The organism is Kitasatospora sp. NPDC022785, from assembly GCF_055561295.1.
Genome location: NZ_JBVHHB010000017.1, coordinates 157,037 through 178,236, shown reverse-complemented (window position 1 = coordinate 178,236; position 21,200 = coordinate 157,037). Strand labels below are relative to the sequence as shown.

General features: G+C 73.8%; 19 protein-coding genes. 11 read left to right on the top strand and 8 right to left on the bottom strand.

Features of this window, described 5'->3' with window-relative positions; translation table 11 throughout:
- Window positions 1-133 precede the first annotated feature (133 nt).
- The gene (locus ACZ3YO_RS25100) at window positions 134-1,339 is read right to left on the bottom strand and encodes a hypothetical protein (RefSeq protein WP_465573187.1); all 1,206 of its coding nucleotides are present in this window, start codon (window positions 1,337-1,339) and stop codon (window positions 134-136) included.
- A 676-nt stretch (window positions 1,340-2,015) separates the two neighbouring features.
- On the opposite strand from ACZ3YO_RS25100, the gene ACZ3YO_RS25095 reads away from it, so the two are divergent.
- Entirely contained in the window at window positions 2,016-3,983 is a 1,968-nt protein-coding gene (locus tag ACZ3YO_RS25095) for a serine/threonine-protein kinase (RefSeq protein WP_465573184.1), read from the top strand.
- 130 nt (window positions 3,984-4,113) lie between these two features.
- Complete coding sequence (locus ACZ3YO_RS25090) at window positions 4,114-4,884, top strand: hypothetical protein (RefSeq protein WP_465573181.1); 771 nt, start codon at window positions 4,114-4,116, stop codon at window positions 4,882-4,884.
- Between the two features lie 56 nt (window positions 4,885-4,940).
- Here ACZ3YO_RS25090 and ACZ3YO_RS25085 read toward each other — a convergent pair whose 3' ends face one another.
- The 3 genes from ACZ3YO_RS25085 to gcl form a co-directional block, all read right to left on the bottom strand.
- Entirely contained in the window at window positions 4,941-5,429 is a 489-nt protein-coding gene (locus ACZ3YO_RS25085; RefSeq protein WP_331741111.1) for a glutathione peroxidase, read from the bottom strand.
- Window positions 5,430-5,512: 83 nt separating this feature from the next.
- Window positions 5,513-6,004 (bottom strand): pyridoxamine 5'-phosphate oxidase family protein, encoded by a 492-nt coding sequence (locus ACZ3YO_RS25080; protein ID WP_465573178.1) that lies wholly within the window; start codon window positions 6,002-6,004, stop codon window positions 5,513-5,515.
- A 223-nt stretch (window positions 6,005-6,227) separates the two neighbouring features.
- Window positions 6,228-8,006 carry a glyoxylate carboligase gene (gcl, locus tag ACZ3YO_RS25075; protein WP_465573237.1) on the bottom strand — a complete coding sequence of 593 codons (1,779 nt, stop codon included), beginning with the start codon at window positions 8,004-8,006 and terminating at the stop codon, window positions 6,228-6,230.
- A gap of 986 nt (window positions 8,007-8,992) precedes the next feature.
- Between gcl and ACZ3YO_RS25070 the strand changes: the two genes are divergently transcribed.
- Together ACZ3YO_RS25070 and ACZ3YO_RS25065 are read left to right on the top strand one after the other, a co-directional pair.
- Window positions 8,993-10,525 (top strand): SulP family inorganic anion transporter, encoded by a 1,533-nt coding sequence (locus tag ACZ3YO_RS25070; protein WP_465573234.1) that lies wholly within the window; start codon window positions 8,993-8,995, stop codon window positions 10,523-10,525.
- A 99-nt stretch (window positions 10,526-10,624) separates the two neighbouring features.
- Window positions 10,625-10,918, top strand: coding sequence for an MTH1187 family thiamine-binding protein (locus tag ACZ3YO_RS25065; protein WP_465553532.1), 294 nt, complete (start codon window positions 10,625-10,627; stop codon window positions 10,916-10,918).
- A gap of 59 nt (window positions 10,919-10,977) precedes the next feature.
- On the opposite strand, the gene ACZ3YO_RS25060 is transcribed toward ACZ3YO_RS25065, so the two are convergent.
- Entirely contained in the window at window positions 10,978-11,463 is a 486-nt protein-coding gene (locus ACZ3YO_RS25060; RefSeq protein ID WP_465573175.1) for a DoxX family protein, read from the bottom strand.
- Between the two features lie 167 nt (window positions 11,464-11,630).
- Here ACZ3YO_RS25060 and ACZ3YO_RS25055 point away from each other — a divergent pair, with 167 nt between their 5' ends.
- The 3 genes from ACZ3YO_RS25055 (at window position 11,631) to ACZ3YO_RS25045 (ending at window position 14,564) form a co-directional block, all read left to right on the top strand.
- Window positions 11,631-12,221 carry a TetR/AcrR family transcriptional regulator gene (locus tag ACZ3YO_RS25055; RefSeq protein ID WP_465573172.1) on the top strand — a complete coding sequence of 197 codons (591 nt, stop codon included), beginning with the start codon at window positions 11,631-11,633 and terminating at the stop codon, window positions 12,219-12,221.
- A 187-nt stretch (window positions 12,222-12,408) separates the two neighbouring features.
- On the top strand, window positions 12,409-13,806 hold the full coding sequence (locus ACZ3YO_RS25050; RefSeq protein ID WP_465573169.1) for an MFS transporter: 1,398 nt from the start codon (window positions 12,409-12,411) through the stop codon (window positions 13,804-13,806).
- Entirely contained in the window at window positions 13,803-14,564 is a 762-nt protein-coding gene (locus ACZ3YO_RS25045) for an SDR family NAD(P)-dependent oxidoreductase (RefSeq protein ID WP_465573166.1), read from the top strand. The genes ACZ3YO_RS25050 and ACZ3YO_RS25045 overlap by 4 nt, the downstream gene beginning before the upstream one ends.
- Before the next feature lie 208 nt (window positions 14,565-14,772).
- Here ACZ3YO_RS25045 and ACZ3YO_RS25040 read toward each other — a convergent pair whose 3' ends face one another.
- Complete coding sequence (locus ACZ3YO_RS25040; RefSeq protein WP_465573163.1) at window positions 14,773-15,759, bottom strand: MerR family transcriptional regulator; 987 nt, start codon at window positions 15,757-15,759, stop codon at window positions 14,773-14,775.
- A 64-nt stretch (window positions 15,760-15,823) separates the two neighbouring features.
- Between ACZ3YO_RS25040 and ACZ3YO_RS25035 the strand changes: the two genes are divergently transcribed.
- Both ACZ3YO_RS25035 and ACZ3YO_RS25030 read left to right on the top strand, forming a co-directional pair.
- Window positions 15,824-16,588: a maleylpyruvate isomerase family mycothiol-dependent enzyme gene (locus ACZ3YO_RS25035; RefSeq protein WP_465573160.1), complete on the top strand. Its 765-nt coding sequence runs from the start codon at window positions 15,824-15,826 to the stop codon at window positions 16,586-16,588.
- 210 nt (window positions 16,589-16,798) lie between these two features.
- Window positions 16,799-17,974 (top strand): serine hydrolase domain-containing protein, encoded by a 1,176-nt coding sequence (locus tag ACZ3YO_RS25030; protein ID WP_465573157.1) that lies wholly within the window; start codon window positions 16,799-16,801, stop codon window positions 17,972-17,974.
- A 380-nt stretch (window positions 17,975-18,354) separates the two neighbouring features.
- Here the strand turns inward: ACZ3YO_RS25030 and ACZ3YO_RS25025 are convergent, their stop codons facing one another.
- Window positions 18,355-18,759, bottom strand: a complete 405-nt coding sequence (locus ACZ3YO_RS25025) for a hypothetical protein (RefSeq protein WP_465573155.1) — start codon at window positions 18,757-18,759, stop codon at window positions 18,355-18,357.
- A 171-nt stretch (window positions 18,760-18,930) separates the two neighbouring features.
- Here ACZ3YO_RS25025 and sigJ point away from each other — a divergent pair, with 171 nt between their 5' ends.
- Window positions 18,931-19,875 (top strand): RNA polymerase sigma factor SigJ, encoded by a 945-nt coding sequence (gene sigJ / locus ACZ3YO_RS25020; RefSeq protein WP_465573152.1) that lies wholly within the window; start codon window positions 18,931-18,933, stop codon window positions 19,873-19,875.
- 167 nt (window positions 19,876-20,042) lie between these two features.
- On the opposite strand, the gene ACZ3YO_RS25015 is transcribed toward sigJ, so the two are convergent.
- The gene (locus tag ACZ3YO_RS25015; RefSeq protein ID WP_331741122.1) at window positions 20,043-20,312 is read right to left on the bottom strand and encodes a helix-turn-helix domain-containing protein; all 270 of its coding nucleotides are present in this window, start codon (window positions 20,310-20,312) and stop codon (window positions 20,043-20,045) included.
- An 80-nt stretch (window positions 20,313-20,392) separates the two neighbouring features.
- Between ACZ3YO_RS25015 and map the strand changes: the two genes are divergently transcribed.
- The gene (gene map, locus ACZ3YO_RS25010; RefSeq protein ID WP_465573231.1) at window positions 20,393-21,160 is read left to right on the top strand and encodes a type I methionyl aminopeptidase; all 768 of its coding nucleotides are present in this window, start codon (window positions 20,393-20,395) and stop codon (window positions 21,158-21,160) included.
- Window positions 21,161-21,200: the final 40 nt, after the last annotated feature.

The following is a 21,200-nucleotide window of genomic DNA, read 5'->3' as shown; positions in this document are numbered from 1 at the left end:
GGTGTTGCCCCGGCACGCTCTCCGGTTCTCCCAGGAAAGTCCACCGCCGTCCGCACATGTCCTGGCCTGCAGCGGAGTGAACCGCTTGCCGTGCTGGGCCGACGAACGGCAGTGAACGAGACCGGTCCTGTGCTCAGCCGCCGCCGTAGGTGGCCTGGGTGACGGCGAAGACGTTGCGTCCGCCCGTGGTCTCCTGCAGCGACCACAGCAGGTCGGGGTTGGTGGTGTCCTCCCAGTAGGAGAGGCTCTCGCCGCCGCCCACCCAGGCGAAGGTGGAGGGGCCTGCGGTCGGGGTCCAGTAGTAGAGCTTCTTCTGCCCCGAGGAGTTGAACCACCACCGGCCATTGTGGGAGGCCACGCCGTTGAGGTTGTACCAGGGCAGTCGGAGGGCCTGACCGGCGGTCGTCGTCGCGGCGAACGTCGTCGCCCCGGATGCGAACGGGAAGCGGACGGCCCTCGGCGGGCGGTTGGGGTAGTCGGTGCAGCCCGACTGGCAGGTGTACTCCGTCATGACGATCGACTTGCTGACCCGGTCGAGGGAGATCGACGACCACGCCAGGTTGTCGTCGGAGGTCGTCTGCGACGTGACCGTGCCGACTTGGGGCAGCACGTAGGCGTAGTTGTGGGCGTGGTAGACGGTCTCGGACTGCCGGCCGATCTGGTCGGCGCTGCCGCCGGGGTCGGTATTGAGGATCTTGCGCATGTCGAAGACGCGCATGCCGTGCCCGGTGTCGGCGACGTAGAGGTAGTTGCCGTACCACGAGACGCCGCCCGCGTGGATCGGGATGTCCTTGAAGTCCGGTGCCGCCGCGGTGCCGGTCGGCTCCACCAGGAGGATCTTGCGGTAGGTGTTGGGATAGGTGGCGTCCCAGTCGACCAGGGTGATCCGACTACGCTGCTGGGCACCGCCGCATCCGTCCTTGGTGTACCAGCTCACCAGCACGAGCTGATGGCCGTCGTAGTTGCCGCTGTCCGCGGTACCCACGGCGTCCCGGCTCGTCGTGATGCCCTGCGGGAAGCTCTGGCAGTCGGAGTTGTCGCCGTCGTCGAAGCGGAAGCCGGTGGACAGGCCGCCGACGGAGAAGGACGCGGGGAGTGCCTGCCGGTCGTGGTTCGCATGCTCCATCACCGTGTGCACGGCAGACGTCCCCAGCGCCGTGACGAGGGCCGAGTCGAGCGTGTCGAACCGGTGGTAGTCCGCGGTGAGGGTGTATTCGGACGCGGGCAGCGCCGTCGGCGCCGCAGCGGCCGCCGCCGGTGATGCGCCGACGAGCGTGCCGGCGACGAGCAGGCCGGCCGCGAGAATCGCTCGTGCGACGGTTCTGACGTGACGGTTCATCAGGACGAGCCTCCTCCGCGACATGGACCAACGGTCGCACACGCTAGGGGGGCGTCGGGCGGTGCGCAACACCCCGAGGAGAGCCGGAGCGGGGCCCGAAGCCGCCGCCACCGGCACGGCGCCGCGCCCGCTCCTCCGTGCCGGCCCCCCGGGGCGAGGTCGCTCGCCGTCAGCTGCACAGGGTGCGGTCGAAGAGGTCGAGCAGTGCCGCCCGATGACGTTCCGTCACCGCAGAGCCGCATTCGGAGGGGTCGGCTGCGTGCCATGGCGGGCGGGTGCGGAGGATACGAGTTGCGAACTCGCGAGGGACGGCTCCCGACACGCTTTCCATTTCTGCTCGGCGCTGTTCAGGCGGGTTCGCACTCGTCCTGACCCGCGGTGCAGCGATCCCCGGCTGAGCCGGTCCCGTCGGCCGGCGAAGCGGCCTCGCCGGACAGAGGGGTGACGGCGCACTCGGGGAGCGTGCGGCCGCGGCGCGCAACTCCCGTGTGCGCCGATGTGTTTCTGCTCGTCGTTCCCGGAGGTCGGGCGGCCTGCCTGCGGGAACGGCCAAGGTGGTGTACGAGCCGTCGGCAACGGGGTTCGAACGGTACCCGGAGCGGGAACCGGGCCGCTGGCCGCCTCGTCGGTGGCACCGGGCGAGGACGGACCGGACGGCGTGCTGAGGGGGCCGGCGATGCAGGACGAGGCAGGGCGGAGAACCGACGAGTGGCGGCTCCCGGACTACACGCCGGTGCGGGAGCTGGGCGCGGGGGCGAGCGGCCGTGTGGTGCTCGCGCACCACGACCGCACCGGTACACCGGTGGCGATCAAGTACCTGATCGATGCGGTGGGCGGCTCCGGCCTCCGCGAGGAAGCGCAGATCCTGGCGAGGGTCGATTCCCCGTACGTCACGCGGCTCTACGAGTACGTCGAGGCCGGGCCGCACGCGGCGATCGTGATGGAGCTGGTGGACGGCGTGCCACTGCGTACGCTGCTCAGGTCCGAGGGGGCGACGACGCCGGAGGCTGCGCTGGTCGTCCTGAAGGGCTCGCTGCTGGGGCTGGCCGCCGCACACGCGACCGGCCTGGTGCACCGGGACTACAAGCCCGCCAACGTGCTGGTCGCGGCCGACGGCTCCACCAAGCTGGTCGACTTCGGGATCGCCGTGCCCAGCGGCGACGACCGGGACATCTCGGGTACGCCGGCCTACCTGGCGCCGGAGCAGTGGACGGGCGCGCCGGCCTCACCCGCAGCCGACGTGTACGCCGCCACCGTGACCTTCTTCGAGTGCCTGACCGGCACCCGTCCGTTCCCCGGCCGGACGGTCGTGGAGCTGGCGGTCCAGCACCGGGAGGACCAAGTGCCGGAGGAACTGGTCCCGGAGCGCGTCCGGCCGCTGGTCAGGGCCGGGATGGCGAAGCGGCCGGAGGAGCGGCCGGCCGGCGCCGAGGAGTTCGTCCGGCAGCTGGAGGCGGTCGCCGCTGCCGGGTACGGAGAGCAGTGGGAGGAGCGCGGGCGCGCCGACCTCGCCACCCTGGTGGCCCTGCTGGCGCTGCTGCTGCCGTGGGGCGCGTCCGGGCCGCCGCCCGGCGGGGCGACGGCGCTGGCGCACACGGAGCTCGTGGCCGGCCGGGGCGCTGCGGCGATCCGGGCCACGCACAACCGGGGCAGCGGTGCCTCGGCGACCAGGAGTGCCCACCCGCGTGGGGATGCCTCCGCGAGCCGGACCGTCCGGCGGCTCGGGCTGCGCGGGCGGGTGCGGGTGGAGCGCCCGCGGCGTCGGCGGGCCCGGGCGGTCGTCGGCGCGGTGGCGGGCACGCTCGCGGCGGCCTCGCTGGCCGGGGTGGCGCTCGCCGGAACCGCGGACCGCGGGGACCGGACGGTGACCGGCAGCCCGATGCCGCGGGTCACCACCACGCTGGGTGCGGCGGGCGGAGCCGGTGGGGAGGCGACGGACGGGCCGTCCGATCCCACGGCATCGGCCGTGTCTTCTGCGACCCGGCCGCCCACCACCCCGCCGTCCCCGGTGGCGAGCCCCTCGCCGTCGCCGTTCCTGTCCCCGTCCCCGCTCTCGTCCCCGTCGCAGTCGCAGTCGCAGTCGCAGTCGGGCTCGCGCTCGCCTGCGCCGTCTCCTACCCCCGGTACGACGTCGAGCCGTACGGTCGGGCCTGCACCGAGCCGTACGCCCACCCCGGGCACCACCACGTCGCCCGCGCCCAGGCTCACGGACACGCCCCGCACCACCCCGCCGTCCACCGGTGCCTCACCGTCCACACCGGTCAGCGAGCCGCCGCCGCCCGCTGTCACCACCCCGCCGCCGCCCGCGATCCGGGTGACCTCGCTGAACGTCGACTCGATCAGCTGCCTGGACAACGGCCACTTCGGCATCCAGGCCAGGATCACCGTCGTGTCGTCAGGGCCGCCCGGGGCCACGCTCACTGTGTCCTGGCAGCACCACTCCGGCACGATCAACCCGCCGGTGACGATCGCCACCGACACCGTGCGGCTTGGCACCGGCTCGGTAGTCCTTACCCGGTCCCATGACTTCGGCGCCGACGACAGGCTCCAGTGGGGCGTCCGGGTGGGCAGCGACCCCAGGCCGGAGAGCACGCCGACGGCCTACCGGGAGCTGCCCGCCATCGACTGCCGGCAGCCCGGTTGATCCCGCCCGCGGTCCTGCTGCACGTTCCACCGCGCCTTTCCACCGCGCTTCTCCCACCCCCCTCTGCACCACTCCTCCCCACCGCGCCTCTCCGCCTTACGTTCCCGTCGCACGTCCCCCGGAGGTCTCCATGCCCCTGCCCCGACCGGAGCCCGGCCCGGGCGACGGCCCTGGTCCCGACCGGACCGTCCGACTCGGCGCCGGTCCCGGTCCCGGTCCCGATCCCGAGCGGACGGTCCCGCTCGACGGCGCCGTGCCCGCCGCGCCCGCCGCCCCCGCCGCGCCCGGCGCCGAGGACGCCATGTGCGCCACGTTCCTCGCCCCGACCGTCCGGGGTACCCCGGGTGACCGGGCGCCGGAGCCCGTACCCGTCCCACCGGAGCCTGCCCCGGCGCCGCAGCAGTACGAGGTGCGCCGGTTCGGCCCCGGCGTGCCACCGGTGGCGGCGGCGGTGTGGCACGGCGCGCCGCCGCCCTGGCAGCCGCAGGCCCGGCCCCGCCGGCGCCGGGCCGTCCGGTGGCTGGTCCCGGCGGCCGTCGTGGTCGTCCTGCTCGCCTTCCTGCCGACCCGGTGCCGGACCGAGCCCCCGCTCGCGCTGACCGGGGTCACCGTGGGCGCGGAACCGGCGGGCGGCCCGCCGTGCGGCGGAACCGCCGTGATCACCGCGACGGTCGGCACCGACGGCCACGCGGGAACCATCCGCTACCGCTGGCTGCGCAGCGACGGCACATCCTCCGGTGAGCTGGTGCAGCCGGTGCAGTCCGGCGAGCGCCGGGCGGACCTGGTCCTCCGCTGGTCCTTCGACGGCCGCGGCACGATGCGGGCGACGGCGACCGTCGACATCCTCGAGCCCCGGCGTCTGGGGGCGGGCACCTCGTTCACGTACGCCTGCCAGGGGTGAGCGTGGACGCCGAAGAGCCCGGGGCAGGTGCCCCGGGCTCTTCGTGCGGCGTGCGGTCAGGCCGGCAGGACGGCCTCGATCGCGGCGATGACCTCGTCCGACTCCGGCTCGGTGCGCGGGCGGATGCGGGCCGCCACCGTGCCGTCGGGCGAGACGAGGAACTTCTCGAAGTTCCAGGCGACGTCCCCGGCCTTGCCCTCGGCGTCGGCGGTCTGCGTCAGCACCGCGTACAGCGGGTGGCGGTCGTCGCCGTTGACGTCCGTCTTGTCGAACAGCGGGAAGGAGACGCCGTAGGTGGTGGAGCAGAAGGTCTGGATCTCCTCGGCGCTGCCCGGCTCCTGCCCGGCGAACTGGTTGGACGGGAAGCCCAGCACGGTGAAGCCGCGCGCGGCGTACCGCTCCTGGAGCCGCTCCAGACCGGCGTACTGGGGCGTCAGGCCGCACTTGGAGGCGACGTTCACGATCAGCAGCGCCTTGCCCTTGTAGTCGCCCAGCGAGGCGGCCTCGCCGGACAGGGTGCGCAGCGGGATGTCGTACAGGCTCACGGAAGTCCCCTTCGGATGGTCGGTGTCGGGACAGGACTCGTCACGGAACGGTAGCCGCCCCGCCTCCCCCAACCACGACCGGGCTACGGGTGTTCCGCGCGGGCCGGGGGGATCTGCGCGTCGAAGCGGGCGGCGACGGCGGCGAAGTCGGCGCTCTGCCAGCGTTCGGGCCGCATCCGGATGGCGATGTCGGCGGTCAGCTGCTCGGTGGTGGCGGCGAGGTAGGCGCGGGCGGCGGCGGGCGGCATGTAGCGGTGGGCCATCGCGGCCCGCTCGGCGGGGTCGACCGCGTCCTCGATCGCGATCACCGGGCCCTCGACGCTCACGTACCGGCAGGGCGGTTCCTCCTGCTGGGCGCAGAGCGCGAACCGGCCGGCGGACCGGATCCGGCGGGCCTTGGCGGAGTCGCGGCCGGTGAGGACGGTGAGCACGCCACCGGGCCGGTAGGAGTACCAGATCGGGACGGCCAGCAGGCCCTTGCCCGGGCCTGCGCCGTCACCGCCGACGGCGAGGACGCCGACGTGGGCGGCGGCGAGGAAGCTCTCGCGCTCGGGGATGCTCATGGTGAAGGACACGGCGTGGGCCTCCCGGGGACATGGCCCGCGCGCGGCGGTCGTGCGCGGGCGGCCCTCGGTACGTACCCGTACGGTCGGTGGGCCGAACGCGCCCGCCCCGAACGCGCCCGCCCCGGACGCGCCCGCCCCGAACCGGGGACGGGCGCGACGGCACCGGGCCGGCCGAGGTCCCCTCGACCCCGGCCGGCCCCGTACCGGACCACTGCGCGGACTACAGCGCGGGCTACAGCGCCAGCGGCTTGATCGCCGTCGGAGCGTGCTCCGGCAGGGTGGCGAGCTCCTCGAACTCGGTCACGTTGCTCATGTCGACGGTCTTGCTCATCGAGATGTTGGTGATGCGCTCCAGGATGGCCTCGACCACGACCGGGACGCTGTGCTCGGCGGCGAGCTTCTTGGCCTCCTCGAAGGCGGCGCCCAGCTCGTTCGGGTCGGTGACGCGGATGGCCTTGACGCCCAGGCCCTCGGCGACCTTGACGTGGTCGACGCCGTAGACGCCGAGCTCCGGGGTGTTGATGTTCTCGAACTCGAGGTTGACCTGGAAGTTGATGTCCAGGCCGATCTGCGCCTGGCGGATCAGGCCCAGGTACGCGTTGTTCACGAGGACGTGGACGTAGGGGACCTTGTGCTGGGCGGCGACCGCCAGCTCCTCGATCATGAACTGGAAGTCGTAGTCGCCCGAGAGTGCGACGATCGGGGTCTCGGGGTCGGCGACGGCGGCACCGATCGCGGCCGGGATGGTCCAGCCGAGCGGGCCGGCCTGGCCGCAGTTGATCCAGTTGCGCGGCTTGTAGACGTGCAGCATCTGCGCGCCGGCGATCTGGGAGAGGCCGATGGTGGTGACGTAGCGGGTCTCCGGGCCGAACGCCCTGTTCATCTCCTCGTAGACCCGCTGCGGCTTCATCGGGATGTCGTCGAAGTGCGTGCGGCGCTGCAGGGTGGCCTTGCGCTCCTGGGCGGACCCGGCCCAGGCGCTGAAGTCCGGCAGCCTGCCCTCGGCCTTGAGCTCCTTGGCGATCTCGATGAAGAGCTCCAGCGCGGCCTTGGCGTCGGAGGCGATGCCGTAGTCCGGGGGGAAGATCTTGCCGATCTGGGTGGGCTCGATGTCGACGTGGACGAACTTGCGGCCCTTGGTGTACGCCTCCAGGTTGTAACCGGTGTGGCGGTTGGCCCAGCGGTTGCCGATGCCGAGGACGAAGTCCGACTCCAGGAAGGTTGCGTTCCCGTAGCGGTGCGAGGTCTGGACGCCGACCATGCCGGCGCTGAGCTCGTGGTCGTCGGGGATGGTGCCCCAGCCCATCAGGGTGGAGATGACCGGCACGCCGGTCAGCTCGGCGAACTCGACCAGCAGGTCGGAGGCGTCGGCGTTGATGATGCCGCCGCCGGCGACGATCAGCGGGCGCTCGGACTCCAGCAGGAACTGCAGCGCCTTCGTGGCCTGCGCCCGCGTGGCCTGCGGCTTGTAGACCGGCAGCGGCTGGTAGGTCTCCGGGTCGAACTCGATCTCGGTCAGCTGGACGTCGATCGGCAGGTCGATGAGGACCGGGCCAGGACGGCCCGAGCGCATCAGGTGGAAGGCCTCCTGGAAGACGCCCGGGACCTGCGCGGCCTCCAGCACGGTGGTGGCCTTCTTGGTGACCGGCTTGGCGATCGAGGCGATGTCGACGGCCTGGAAGTCCTCCTTGTGCAGCTTGGAGACCGGGGCCTGGCCGGTGATGCACAGGATCGGGATCGAGTCGGCGATCGCCGAGTAGAGGCCGGTGATCATGTCGGTGCCGGCCGGGCCGGAGGTGCCGATGCAGACGCCGATGTTGCCGGCCTTGGCGCGGGTGTACCCCTCCGCCATGTGGGAGGCGCCCTCGACGTGCCGGGCCAGCGTGTGCCGGATGCCGCCGCCCTCCTTGAGGGCCCTGTAGAACGGGTTGATCGCTGCGCCCGGCACGCCGAACGCGACCTCAACGCCTTCGAGCTTGAGGATCTCCACTGCCGCGCGGGCGGCTGTCATACGAGGCATCGGGTTTCTCCTGCGTCGGCCCGCAGTGGGTCGGAGGGCTCATCTCCAGAATTCCACCATACGGAAGAACGGTTTCTGTATGCGGAAACAAGGTAAGGCGGCGCCTGTCGGGGCGTCAAGGGGAGTTTCAACAGAATGTGTAAGCCGGCCGCTCGGCGGAAACCGCAGGTCGCGGGTGGCGGGCGGCCCGAGCGGGGGTGCGCCGGGGTGGGGTTCCGGCCGTTCGGCCAGGCTGTCACGGTGGGGGCGGCCGATCCATCGCCGGTTCCTCCAGTCCGCGGCGCCGGGCCGGGGGTGCCCGTCGTCCCTTCCTGCAAAGTGCCGGCCTTGCGGGAGCGCTCTCGTTCGTGCACCTGCGCGACATGCGAACGTGCGTACCCTCCGGGAGCCCCGATCCGGGTCGAAAAGCGGCCCCGGTGTGCCGCCGGGGTGAAGGCCTGGTGTGTGAGGTTGGCCCGGCCCGGCCCCCTGGGTACCGTCGGTGGCACGCCGGGCCCGTCATGGTTTCCATGTTCAACTCGGGCTGTTGCAGGGGGGGTTTGGGATCGATCGGGGAGCGGGGGAGCTCCGGCCGTCGGGTCCCGCCGACTGCCCCGCCGAGGCGCCGTGGTCCCCGCCGACGTGCCCGGTTCTCCCGCTGACTTCCCGTGCCTCCCGCCGACCTGTCCGGTCCCCCCGCCGAACCTCCCGTGCCTCCCCGCCGACCGCCCGGGCCGCCGCTCCGACGTGTCCGGACGTCTCCCTCCCAGCGGCGCGCCCGCCCTCCGGCGGGTGCGCGGAAGGAACGCACCCATGCACCGACCCGCCTGCCGTCCCCGCTCCCGTCCCCCCGTCCGCCCCCTTCACGCCCTTTGCCCCCTTCACTCCCTTCGCACCCCGGCGACGGTCCGGTGAGCCGCCTGCCCCGCCGCCGCAAGAGCCCGCCGGGCGGCCCGGGCCGCAACGCCCCGCCGGGCCGCGTCCTCCCGGGCCGCTCGCTGCGTCACCACGCCCCGGCCGCCGCGCTGCGCGCCGTGCCCTGGCGCTTCGACCTGCCGGCCTCGCTGGTGGTCTTCCTCGTCGCCCTGCCGCTCTGCGTGGGCGTGGCCGTCGCCTCGGGCGTCCCCGCCGAGCTCGGGCTGGTCACCGGGATCGTCGGCGGCCTGGTCGTCGGCGCGCTGCCCGGCAGCAGCCTCCAGGTCAGCGGACCGGCGGCCGGCCTGACCGTCCTGGTCTACGAGGCCGTCCAGGAGTACGGGCCCGGCGCGCTCGGTGTCCTGGTGCTCACCACCGGCCTGCTCCAGCTGGCCATGGGCGCGCTGCGTCTCGGTCGTTGGTTCCGGGCGATGTCCGCGTCCGTGGTGCACGGCATGCTGGCGGGCATCGGCCTGACCCTGCTCTTCGGTCAGCTGTACGCGCTCGCCGACCGCAGGGCGCCCGCCACCGGCCCGGAGAAGATCGCCGGGCTGCCCGTGCTGCTGCGTGACGCCGTCACCGGCGCGGCCACCCCGAGCGCGGTGGCGCTCGGCACCGGCACCCTGCTGGTGCTCGTCCTCTGGACGTACCTGCCGGCCCGGGTGGCCCGGGCCGTCCCCGCACCGCTGGCCGCCGTCGGCCTCGCCGCGGCCGTCACCGGCGCCGCGGGCATGCCGGTGGCCCGGGTCCGGGTCTCCGGCCTGCTGGACGTGGTGCAGCTGCCGGACCGCGGAGCGCTCGGCGCCCTGGCGAGCACGGCCGGCCTCGGCACCATCCTCGCCTTCACCCTGATCGCCTCCGCCGAGACGCTCTTCAGCGCCGCCGCCGTGGACCGGATGCACCACGGCCCGCGTACCGACTACGACCGCGAGCTGACGGCCCAGGGCGTCGGCAACACGCTCTGCGGGTTGCTCGGCGCCCTCCCGATGACGGCGGTGATCGTCCGCAGTGCGGCCAACGTCCAGGCCGGCGCCCGGACGAAGGCCTCGCGCGTGCTGCACGGGTTCTGGCTGCTGCTGTTCACCGCGCTGCTGCCCGGCGCGCTCGGCCTGGTGCCGCTGACCGCGCTGGCTGCCGTCCTGGTGCATGCGGGCGCCAAGCTCGTTCCGGTCCGGCGGATCATCGGGCTCTGCCGGGACCACCGGGGCGAGGCGGTGGTGCTGGCGGTGACGGCGGTCGCGGTCATCGGCACCGACCTGTTCGAGGGCGTGCTGATCGGGATCGGCCTGGCGGTGGTCAAGTCGGCCTGGCAGACCTCGCACCTGCAGATCGGCGTCGAGGAGCTGCCGGCCCGGGACGGCGCGGCGGGCGCGGTGACCGGCGACAGGCCGCTGATGCGGGTCCGGCTGAGTGGAAACGCGACCTTCCTGCGGCTGCCCCGGCTGCTGGATGCGCTGGAGCGGCTGCCCGCCGACCGCCCGGTCGAGCTGGACTGGTCCGGGCTGCGCCACCTGGACCACGCCTGCACGGTGGCCCTCGCCGCCTGGGCCGCCCAGCACCGCGCCCGCAGCTCCGCCCCGCTGGCGGTCGATCCGCCGCTGCCGACGGTGGTCTGACGGGGTGTCGGCCGCGCAGGGCCTAGCCTGATCGCGGCGCCCGGTGGCCCGTCGGGCCGGGGTGCCGTGACCAGTCGTCCGGGAGAGGAGAGCAGAACCGTGATCGCAGCATTCTCGGTCACCCCGCTGGGGGTCGGCGAGGAGGTGGGGGAGGCGGTGGCCGCCGCCGTCCGGGTGGTCCGCGCGAGCGGGCTGCCGAACCGCACCGACGCGATGTTCACCAGCGTCGAGGGGGAGTGGGACGAGGTGATGCCGGTGATCCGTGAAGCGATCGAGGCGGTGAAGGCGTACAGCGGCAGGGTGAGCACCGTCATCAAGATCGACGACCGGGCCGGGGTCACCGACGGGCTCACCTCCAAGGTGGCCGCGGTGGAGCGGTACCTGGCCGGGTGACGTACGGGAGCGCGGCGGGACGGCCGGCGCCGGGCCGGGCGTCCCACCGCGCTCGCCGGTCAGGCCGCCGGGGTCGGCTGCGAGCTCTTCCCGGCGTGGTCGGTGCGCCCGGTGTGGGCGTCCTGGGCGGACGTCCGCCCGGTGAAGAGCCGGTCCAGTGCGAACGGCCCGGAGCCGAGCGCCGCGATCGCCAGGAACGCCCAGCAGAACATCACCGAGGGCTCGCCGCCGTTCTGCAGCGGCAGCAGCGCGTGCTCCTGGTGGACGGTGAAGTACGCGTAGGCCATCGAACCGGAGCAGATCAGCGCCGCGATCCGGGTACCGAGGCCGGCCAGCACCAGCACGCCGCCGACGAGCTGGATCAGCGCGGCCCACCAGCCGGGCCACTGGCCGGCCGGGACGGTGCCGCCGCCCTTGGCGCCGCCGAACACGCCGAAGAGCGAGGCGGCGCCGTGGCAGGCGAAGAGCAGTCCGACGACGGCCCGAAAGGCCGTCAGAACGAATGGCCGGGCGGAGTCGAGCGCCTGTTGCAGGGTTATCGGCATGGGGGCGGGTCTCCAGTGGGGAGGGGACGGGAAGCAAGAAACGGCGGTAAGGGTAACCTCACCGACAGTATTTGACAACGCTCCGTCAAATAGGCCGTGCCCGAAGTGATGCCCTGGGGTTTCGGCCTTTCTTGACCGAGCGGTCTCGATATGACTAGGATTCAGTCATGGCACGGACCAAGGCATTTGATCCCGACGCCGCCCTCCAGTCGGCTCTCGAGCTGTTCTGGCGGCGCGGTTACGAGGCCACCTCGATGGCCGACCTGGTCGACGGGCTGGGGATCGCCCGTGCCAGCATCTACGCCACCTTCGGCAGCAAGCGCGAGCTGTACCTGCGTGCGCTGGAGCGCTACGGCGAGCAGTGCGATCCGGCTCTGCTGGCCGAGCTGTCGCAGCCCGGCCCGGTGCTGCCGGCCGTCCGCGGGCTGGTCCGCCGCTATGCGCGGGAGGCCGCCGAGGACGGTGACTGCGGGCTCCGGCGCGGCTGCTTCGTCACCAACACGGCGGTCGAACTCTCCCCGCACGACCCGGGCGCGGCCCGCCGGGTGGCGGCGAGCCTCGGCCACCTGGAGACGGCGCTGACGGCCGCCCTGGTCCGCGCCGAGGCGCAGGGGGAGCTGCCCGCGGGGCGTGACCCGCGGGCGCTGGCGCGGATGCTGCTGGTGCTGCTGCAGGGCATGCGGGTGATCGGCAAGGCCGGCGACGGTGCGGCCCGCCTGGACGACGCGGCGGAGCAGGCGCTCGAGCTGCTGGACTGAGTCGCTTCGGGCGGCCCCGTGGCCGCCGTTTTCGCCGGTCCAGATTCTGGATCGAACGGTAAATATAGTAAGGGGGGTTTCAATGGTTCCGCTGTCCTTACGGCCGGGCTCGGCCGGGTCGGCTCTCGCCGGGTCGGCTCTCGCCGGGTCGGCTCTCGCCGGGTCGGCGTCCGCACGGCCAGGCACGGTGGGGCCCGGGCGTGCGCGGTCGGCCTTCGCGCTGCTCGGCGCCGTCCAGGCGACGCTGATCTTCACGATCATGATCCTCTCCGTCCCCCTGCCCCTGGTGGCCCGGGAGTTCGCCCTCGGCCCCTCCGGCGTCCTCCTGCTCAGCGCCGCCTACGGACTCTCCTTCAGCTCCCTGCTCCTGCTCGGCGGCCGGCTCGCCGACCGGCACGGCGGCCGCCGGATGCTGCGCGCGGGCCTGCTGCTGCTCGCCGCCGCCTCGGCCGCCTCCGCCGCCGCCCCGACCTTCCCGCTCCTGCTCGCGGCGCGGTTCGCACAGGGCGTCGGCGCCGCCCTCGCGGCCCCGGCGGCGGTCGCGGTGGTCCGGGCGCTCTTCCCCCAACCCGCCTCCTACGGAAGGGCGATGGCCACCTGGGGCGGACTCTCCGTCCTCGGCGCCACCGCCGGGAGCCTGCTCTCCGGAGCGGTCACCGCCTGGGCCTCCTGGCGCTGGCTGTTCGCCGTGCCCGTGTTCGTCGCCCTCGCCGGGCTCGCCCTCTCCGGCCGGCTGCTCCCGCCCGCCCGGCCGGTCCGCAGCACCGCGTCCGCACTCGACCTGCGCGGCGCCGCTCTCGCCACCACCGGTGTCTGCGCGGCCGGTTACGGCCTCGTCGCCGCCGGCGAACACGGCTGGCGCACACCCCTCGTCCTCGGTCCGCTGGCCGTCGGAGCGGCCCTGCTGCTCGCCTTCGCCGCCGCCGAACGCCGTACCGCCGACCCGCTGCTGCCGCCGGGCTTCCTCGCCGACCGCCGCCGGACCACCGCTCTGACCGCCGTCATGGTGACCGCCGCCGGCACCGCCCTGGCCTTCCTGCTGCTCCCGCTCTACCTCCAACAGGTCCGCGGATGGGGCGTGTTGGCGATATCCGCCGCCTTCCTGCCGTACGCCGCGGCGCTGCTCCTGGCCGGCCGTCTGGCCGCACCGCTCACCGCCCGGTACGGCGCCGCCGCCGTCACCGCCGGTGGTCTGGCCGTGGCCGCCGCCGGACTGGCCCTGCTGGCCGGCCTCGCCCCCGGCAGCCCGTACACCACCGGCCTGCTGCCCGGCCTGCTCCTGCTGCCCGCCGGCGCCGGTCCGGCCTTCGCCGGCGCGGCGGTGCTCGCCACCCGCGGCGTTCCGCCCGAGCGCACCGGCCTCGCGGCGGGTGTCCTCAACACCGCGATGGAACTCGGCCCCACCACCGGCGTCGCCGCCCTGATGGCGCTCGCCGCCACCCGCCCGACCGTGGTCGGCGGCTACGCCGCCGCCTTCGCGGCCGCCGCGGCGGGGCTCGCCCTGACCGCCACGGCGGCCGCCCTCCTGATCCGATCCACCCGTTCAGAGCGCCAGCTCACACGCACCGAGGAGTACTCAGCATGACCACCCGATTCGCCGACAAGTCCGTCCTGGTCACCGGTGGCGGCAGCGGCATCGGCCGCGCGGTCGCCCTCGCCTTCGCCCGGGAGGGAGCCCGCGTCGCCGTCGCCGGCCGCACGGAGAGCTCGCTCGCCGAGACCGTCGCCCTGATCGAGGGCCAGGGCGGCAAGGCCGTCGCCCTCATCGGGGACGTCGCGAAGAGCGGCGACGCCGCCCGCCTCGTCCGGGAGACCGTCGAGTACTTCGGCACCCTGGACGTCGCCGTCAACAACGCCGGCATCCTCGGCACCCCCGCCCCGCTGGCGGACGTCGAGGAGGAGGACTGGCAGCGTCTGATCGACACCAACCTGACCGGCACCTGGCTCGCCATGAAGCACCAGATCGCCCGGATGCGCGAGAACGGCGGCGGCGCCATCGTCAACATCTCGTCCAACCTCGGCACCCACATGCGCCTGGCCGGCCTCGGGACCTACGCCGTCACCAAGGCCGCCGTCGCCACCCTGACCCGCGCCGCCGCGCGCGACCACATCGCCGACGGCGTCCGGATCAACTCCGTCAGCCCCGGCCCGGTCGAGACCACCATGTCCACCCGCCCCGGCGAGAACGCCACCGACAAGGCCGACCGCATGAAGGCCCAGGTCCCCGTGGGCCGCGCCGGAACCCCGGAGGAGATCGCCGCCGCCGTCCTCCACCTGGCCTCCCCGGAAGCCGCCTACACCGTCGGCGCCGACCTCGTCCTCGACGGCGGCGTCACGGCCTGACCGGCCGCCGGGGTGAACGGCCGGCCGCCCCACCAGCCGGCCGTTCACCCGCGCACCGGGGAACCGCCTCCCTCGGTGCCCGCCCCCGGGAGGCCAGGAGCCCGGCGGCACCGCCCAGGGCACGCCCGGGGTGAGGCGGGCGCTCGTCGTCCGGGACGGCCAGGCCCCACTCCGCCGCATGGCGCCTGGGGCCAACCCGCCTTCCGAGTCAGTCGCCTGGCGCGCTGTCCGGTGCCGGCGGAGCCGCCGTCGGCCCCGCGCTCCCCGCCCCGGCGGTAGTGCCGGCCCGCACGGAGCGTTCGAGCGAGTCGGTCAGCCACAGATGGACCGCGCCGAGGCTGGCCCGGTCGCCGCCGGCCTCGGCCACGAGCCGCCAGTAGCGGCGCATCCCGGGGACGCGGTCGGCGGCCACGTGGGCCAGCAGCAGGCCCCTGAACCGCGGGGTGTCGCTGCCGCCGCGCACCGAGGCGTGCGCCGCGACGAACCGGTCGAGTTCGGGGCCCGCGCGGGGCGCCTCGCCCGCCCGCACCACGGGCCGGGCCAGCACGCACGCCTCGCCGATCCCGAGCGACAACTCGGCCTCGTCGGCGACCAGTTCGGCGTTGGCCCGGGCCATGGCCAGCAGGCCGCCTCTCAGCTGCCGGTCGCCGGCCAGGACGAACAGCTCGGCGAATGCCACCACCTGCGACGGGGTCGGGTCGGCGGGCGGCTCGGGCACGGCCATGGTCACGAACGCGGCGAGCATCCCCTCGGAGACCGGGGAGACCATCGCGCGCCGCCAGAAATCGACCAGCGCGTCGCGGGCGGCAGCCCCGTCCTGCACGGCGGCCAGCAGCTCCAGCCGCGCCGCCCGGTCGGCCGGCCCGGCCTCCTCGACCGCGCGCAGCGAGGCCCGCCGCCAGGCCAGACCTGCGAGCCGCACGTCGAGCGCGGCCCGCTCGGCCGCGACGACCTCCGTCACGGAGCGGTCGCCGGCGAGCACGTGCCGGACGGCGGGCAGCCCGAGCCCCAGCCCGCGCAACCGCCGGACCAGGACGAGCCGCTCCACGGCCGCCCGGTCGAACCTGCGGTGCCCGCCCGTGCTGCGCACCGAGTCGACGATGCCCTCGTCGCAGTAGAAGCGGACGGTCCGCACCGGCACACCGGTCAGCCGGGCCAGGTCGCCGATTCCGAGCGTCTCATCGAGCAAAGGCACTTGAACCTCCACCGGACTGGAGGTTCTACCGTACCGGCGTCACCCCGTGAGAGGAGCTTTCGTGATGACGTCGACCCTGGACACCGCACGGCTCGTGGAGGGCCTGCGGGAGCAGACCGGAGGGTTCGCCCGCGCGGTCGCCGGGCGGAACCCGGACACCGCGGTGCCCAGCTGTCCGCACTGGCCGCTGCGGACCCTCGTCGGGCACGTGGGCCAGGAGCACCGGTGGGCGGCCGCACTCGTGCGCACGGGGGAGCGGCTGCCCGCCCCTGACCCGCGGCAGGCCGATCCCGGAGCCCCGGACGGGTGGGCCCGGTGGCTGCGCGAGGGCGCGGAGGAGCTGGTCCGCGCCATCCGGGAGAGCGGCGCGGACGCCGGGACGCACACGTTCGTCGGGCCGCGGCCGGCGGTCTTCTGCCTGCGCAGGATGATGAGTGACACCTGTGTCCACCACTACGACGCGGCGTCTGCGACGGACACCGCGTTCGGGATCGCCGACGACCTCGCGGCCGACGTGATCGGCGAGAACCTGGACCTGCTCTCGACGCCGGCCCTTGCCACGGCCAGGCCGGCCGTCGCCGAGCTGCGCGGCCGGGGCGAGCGGATCGGGTTCCGGCCGGCGGCCATGGAGGGTTGGGTGATCACCAGGACGCCCGCCGGCCCGCGGTGGGAGCGCGGGCAGGCCGACGAGGCCGACGTGCTGGTGTCGGGGGCCGTGGCGGACCTCATGCTGCTGTTCTCCCGCCGCGTGCCGCCGGAGGACGACCGCGTGACGGTGACGGGAGACCGCGCGCTGCTGGACCACTGGCTGGCCCGCACGGCGCTCTGATGCTGTGACCGAGAAGGTTCACCGGGTCGGCGAGGGTGGGCCCACCGCCGGTCAAGAGCTCGCCGTGGACGGAGGTGGCGAGGGGCAGGACGGTCGAGGGGTGAGGAAAACCGGCCTACCAACCCGGGTGTCAGCACGATCGGCGACCGGTGCGAGGGCCCGGCACGCTGGACGTGAACGGGGGCCGGACACCAGACACAGGGGAGAGCGATGAGGGTACGTGTGGGGGCCGCAGCACTGTTTACGGGAATGTGTGTGGTGGCGGTGTTGGGGTTCCTCCCGGCGGCGACCATTGCGAAGCAGGTGCCGGCATCGCCGCCCGCCGGCCTCGTGGAGGGCATCGAGCAGGCGGTCGCCGACGGATTCCCTGGAGTCGTGGCGTATTCCAGGCGCGGAGAGCGGGAGTCACGGATGGCGGCCGGGCTCGCGGACACGGCGAGCGGCGAGCGAGCCCGGCCGGATCAGCGGTTCCGGATTGCCAGTAACACCAAGTCATTTGTGTCGACGGTGCTTCTCCAGCTGGAGGGCGAAGGACGGCTCTCGCTGGACGACACCGTGGAGAACTGGGTGCCCGGTGTGGTCCAGGGAAACGGCAACGACGGCCGGGCCATCACCGTCCGGCAGCTGCTCAACCACACCTCGGGCATCTACGACCCCACCACCGAGGCGGAGTTCTTCGCCCCCTATCTGGAACGCCATGACTGGGACCACGTCTACACCCCTCGGGAGGTGATCGCCCGTGCCGTCCGGCACAATCCGCTGTTCGTGCCCGGCGAACGCTGGGACTATTCCAACACCAACTACCTACTCGCCGGTCTGGTGATCGAGGCGGCCACACGCGACAGCGCACCCGCCGAGATCCGTCGGCGGATTCTCGAGCCACTCGGCCTCAAGGACACCTCCTTCCCGCTGACCGACCCGGCCATTCACGGCCCTCATCTGCACGGTTACGACCTCAAGGCACAGGACGTCACCCGATTCAGCCCGTCGTACGACTGGACCGCCGGCGCCATGATCTCCACGGTCAACGACCTGGCCCGATTCCACCGGGCCCTGTTCACCGGCAAGCTGCTGCGCCCCGCCCAGCAGCGCGAACTCCTGACCACGGTGCAGTTCCCCGGCATGTCGGCGGCGTACGGACTCGGCGTGCAGCGCATGGACCTGCCATGCGGCTCGGGGCCGGACACCGAGCCGCCGGTCAGCGTCTGGGAGACCGACGGCGGCGGACCCGGGTTCACCAGCGTTTCGCTCGCCACCGTCGACGGTGAGCGACAGCTGGTCCTCGCCGCCAACGTCTTCGACCTCGGGGCCGACCTGAGGAACGAGCAGCGCATCCCGCGAAGCACGGGACTGGTGAAGGCGCAAGTGGCAGCCCTGTGCGACTGACGCGACGTCACGACACCGCGTCGACGTCACGCGGTGGTGAGCACTCTGGTCCCACAGGAGCCGGTCTGCGGCGGGCGCCGCATCCCGCCCGTCCGAGCGTGCCCCCAACCCGCGGGGTGCAGCGAGCCGAACTCCCACCACCACTGACCCGGTGAACCTTCTCGGTCACAGCCGGCAGGCCCGGCGGGAAGCGGCCGGCGGCCGGGAGCAATGTGTGACGATCCGTCAAGGGCCGCCCCACCGCGGGTGGCCGCGCCGTCGCCGTGACAGCGGTGGAACGCGTGCCCGGCAGCGCCGTCGCCGGCGGGCACGCGTCAGGCCGTGACCGCGTCAGGGTACGACCGCGTCAGGCCGTGACCGCGGTCCGGAGAAGGACGCGACTACGACCGGGCGCCGGCGTGCCCTGTCGGGCGGGTGAACAGCACCTGGCCCAGCGCCAGCACGCTCAGGCCGAACATCAGGACGCCCAGGGGCACGTGGAGCGAGGGCTTGTGTGCGATGCCCAGCACCACCTGTACCGAGGCGAGTGCGAGGAAGCCGGACGCGTACAGGATGGGGCGGCCCGGCCCGCCGCCGGGCCGCCACGCCAGGATCGCGGCGAGCACGTACACCATCGAGGCGCCGTACATCACGCGCGCTCCGGCGCTGTGCAGCGTCTCGCCCTGAGGCGAGGTCAGCAGCAGTCCGGCGGTGGCCGCCTGGAAGAAGATGGCCAGGGTCTGCAGGGCGATCGCCACCTGTAGGAACGTCACCCTGTTCGGTTCGGCCGTCGTCCGTGTGGCCATGATGCGGTCCCCTCTTCTGCCTCGCGGCGGTGGATCGGTACTGTCTCGCCAGTCCGACGACGCAGGCCCGCGGAATGTGAGGTGAAGCGCCGGCCGGACAGTCCGGTGCGGTGATCCGTCGCAGTGGCGAGAGCGGACGCGGACGCGAAGAACCAGGGAGCGGGCACAGCCATGAACACCCCATCCGAGACCCGGTCCGAGCCGGGCGAGAGCGTGATCGTCGACGAGCGGCGCCATCTGCTCAATCTCGCCTACCGGCTGCTCGGTTCGCTGGCCGAGGCCGAGGACGCCGTGCAGGAGACCTACGCCCGTTGGTACGCGATGTCGCGGCAGCGGCAGGAGGCCGTCGAGTCGCCCGGCGCCTGGCTGACGACGGTGGCCGGCCGCATCTGCCTGGACGTGCTCGGCTCGGCGCGCGCCCGCCGCGAGCGCTACGTCGGTGCGTGGATACCGGAGCCACTGCCCGACCGCACGGAATGGTTCAGCGGGCAGGCGGGCGGCGGCAGGGCCGAGCCGGCCGACCCCGCCGACCGGATCACCCTGGACGAGTCGGTGACCATGGCCTTCCTGGTCGTGCTGGAGTCGATGACTCCGGCCGAACGCGTGGCGTTCATCCTGCACGACGTCTTCCGCTACCCCTTCGCCGAGGTCGCCGAGGTCGTCGGCCGGACGCCCGCGGCCTGCCGGCAGCTGGCCTCCTCGGCCCGTCGGCGTGTTCGCGCCGCGCAGGCTCCGCCGGGGCCGGCGGCCGGGCAGGCCGGTCTGGTGCGGCACTTCAAGGAGGCGTGGGAGGCCAGGGACATCGAGGCCCTCGTGGGTTTGCTCGACCCCGACGCCACGATGGTCGCCGACGGCGGCGGTCTGGTCGGCGCCGTCCTGCGCCCGGTCGAGGGCAGCGAGCGCATCGCCCAGTACCTGATCCACATCGCCGGGAAGGCCCCGGGGCTGACGCTCCTGGAGCGGAGGGTCAACGGCCGGCCCGGCCTGGTCGCCCAGGTCGCCGGTGTCACCGTGACGGTGGCGGCGTTCAGCCTCACCGGGGGCCGCATCACGAGCATCTGGGCGGTCCGCAACCCCGAGAAGCTCCGCTCCTGGACCGAGCACGGGCGGGGCTGACCCGGCGCCGGGAACCCGGCGAGGCTGCCGGCACCTCGGCGTCCCGTGCGCTCCCGGCGTCCCGGGCAGAGCCGCACCCCGGCGTCCCGGCAGAGCGGCACCCCGGCGGAGCGGCACCCCGGCAGAGCGGCAGGGGACGCCCGGGGCGGATCTCCGGGGGCCGTCGCCTACGCGGTGAGCGCCTCGCCGTCCTCCGCGAGGGCGCTGGCCTCGGCGAGGTCGTCGAGGGAGAGGCCGAGCGCGTGGGCGAGGGCGGCGACGGTGAAGAAGGCCGGCGTGGGGGCGCGGCCGGTCTCGATCTTGCGGAGGGTCTCGGAGGAGATGCCGGCCGCGGCCGCCACCTCGACCATGCTCCGTGTGCCACGCGCCTCGCGCAGCAAGGCGCCGAAGCGCTCGCCGCGTTCGCGCTCCCAGGGGGTCAGCGGGGTCCTCACCATGTGCCGATACTAATACCGCCGCAACCGTGATAGATATACCGGTATAAGAATTGGCTGTACGGATCGAGGGGATCAGCGGCATGGTCGAGCTCAAGTCGGAGGCGGGACTCGCGGGGATGCGGGAGACCGGGCGAGTGGTCGCGGACGCACTGGCTGCGGTCGAGAAGTCGGCGGGTGTCGGGGTGAGCCTGCTGGAGCTGGACGAGGTGGCCCGCGAGGTGCTCCGCGCCGCCGGGGCGACGTCACCGTTCCTCGGCTACCGGCCGTCGTTCGCGCCCGTGCCGTTCCCGGCGGTGATCTGCGCCTCCGTCAACGACGCCGTGGTGCACGGCATCCCGGACGGCTACCGGCTGCGGGACGGCGACCTGGTGAGCATCGACTGCGGGGCCGTGCTGGACGGCTGGGCGGGCGACGCCGCCGTCAGCTTCACGGTGGGGATGCCGCGGCCGGAGGACGAGCAGCTGATCGACACCACCCGCCGGGCGCTGGAGGCGGGTATCGCCGCGGCGGTGGCCGGCAACCGGACCGGCGACATCGCACACGCGATCGCCGGCGTGGCGCGCGGGGCCGGCTACGGGCTGCCGGAGGGGTTCGGCGGGCACGGCATCGGCCGGCGGATGCACGAGGAGCCGCACGTGCCCAACGAGGGCCGCCCGGGGCGCGGATACCCGCTGCGGCCGGGGCTGGTGCTGGCCATCGAGCCGATGCTCACCGCCGGCGGCCGGGACGACTACGCGACCGACCCGGACGGCTGGACGCTGCGCACCACCGACGCCAGCCGTGCCGCCCACATCGAGCACACGGTGGCGATCACCGAGGACGGCCCTCGCATCCTGACCCTGCGGTAGCCCTTTCGGCGGCCCCCGCCGGCCCCGGTGCTCGCCGGGC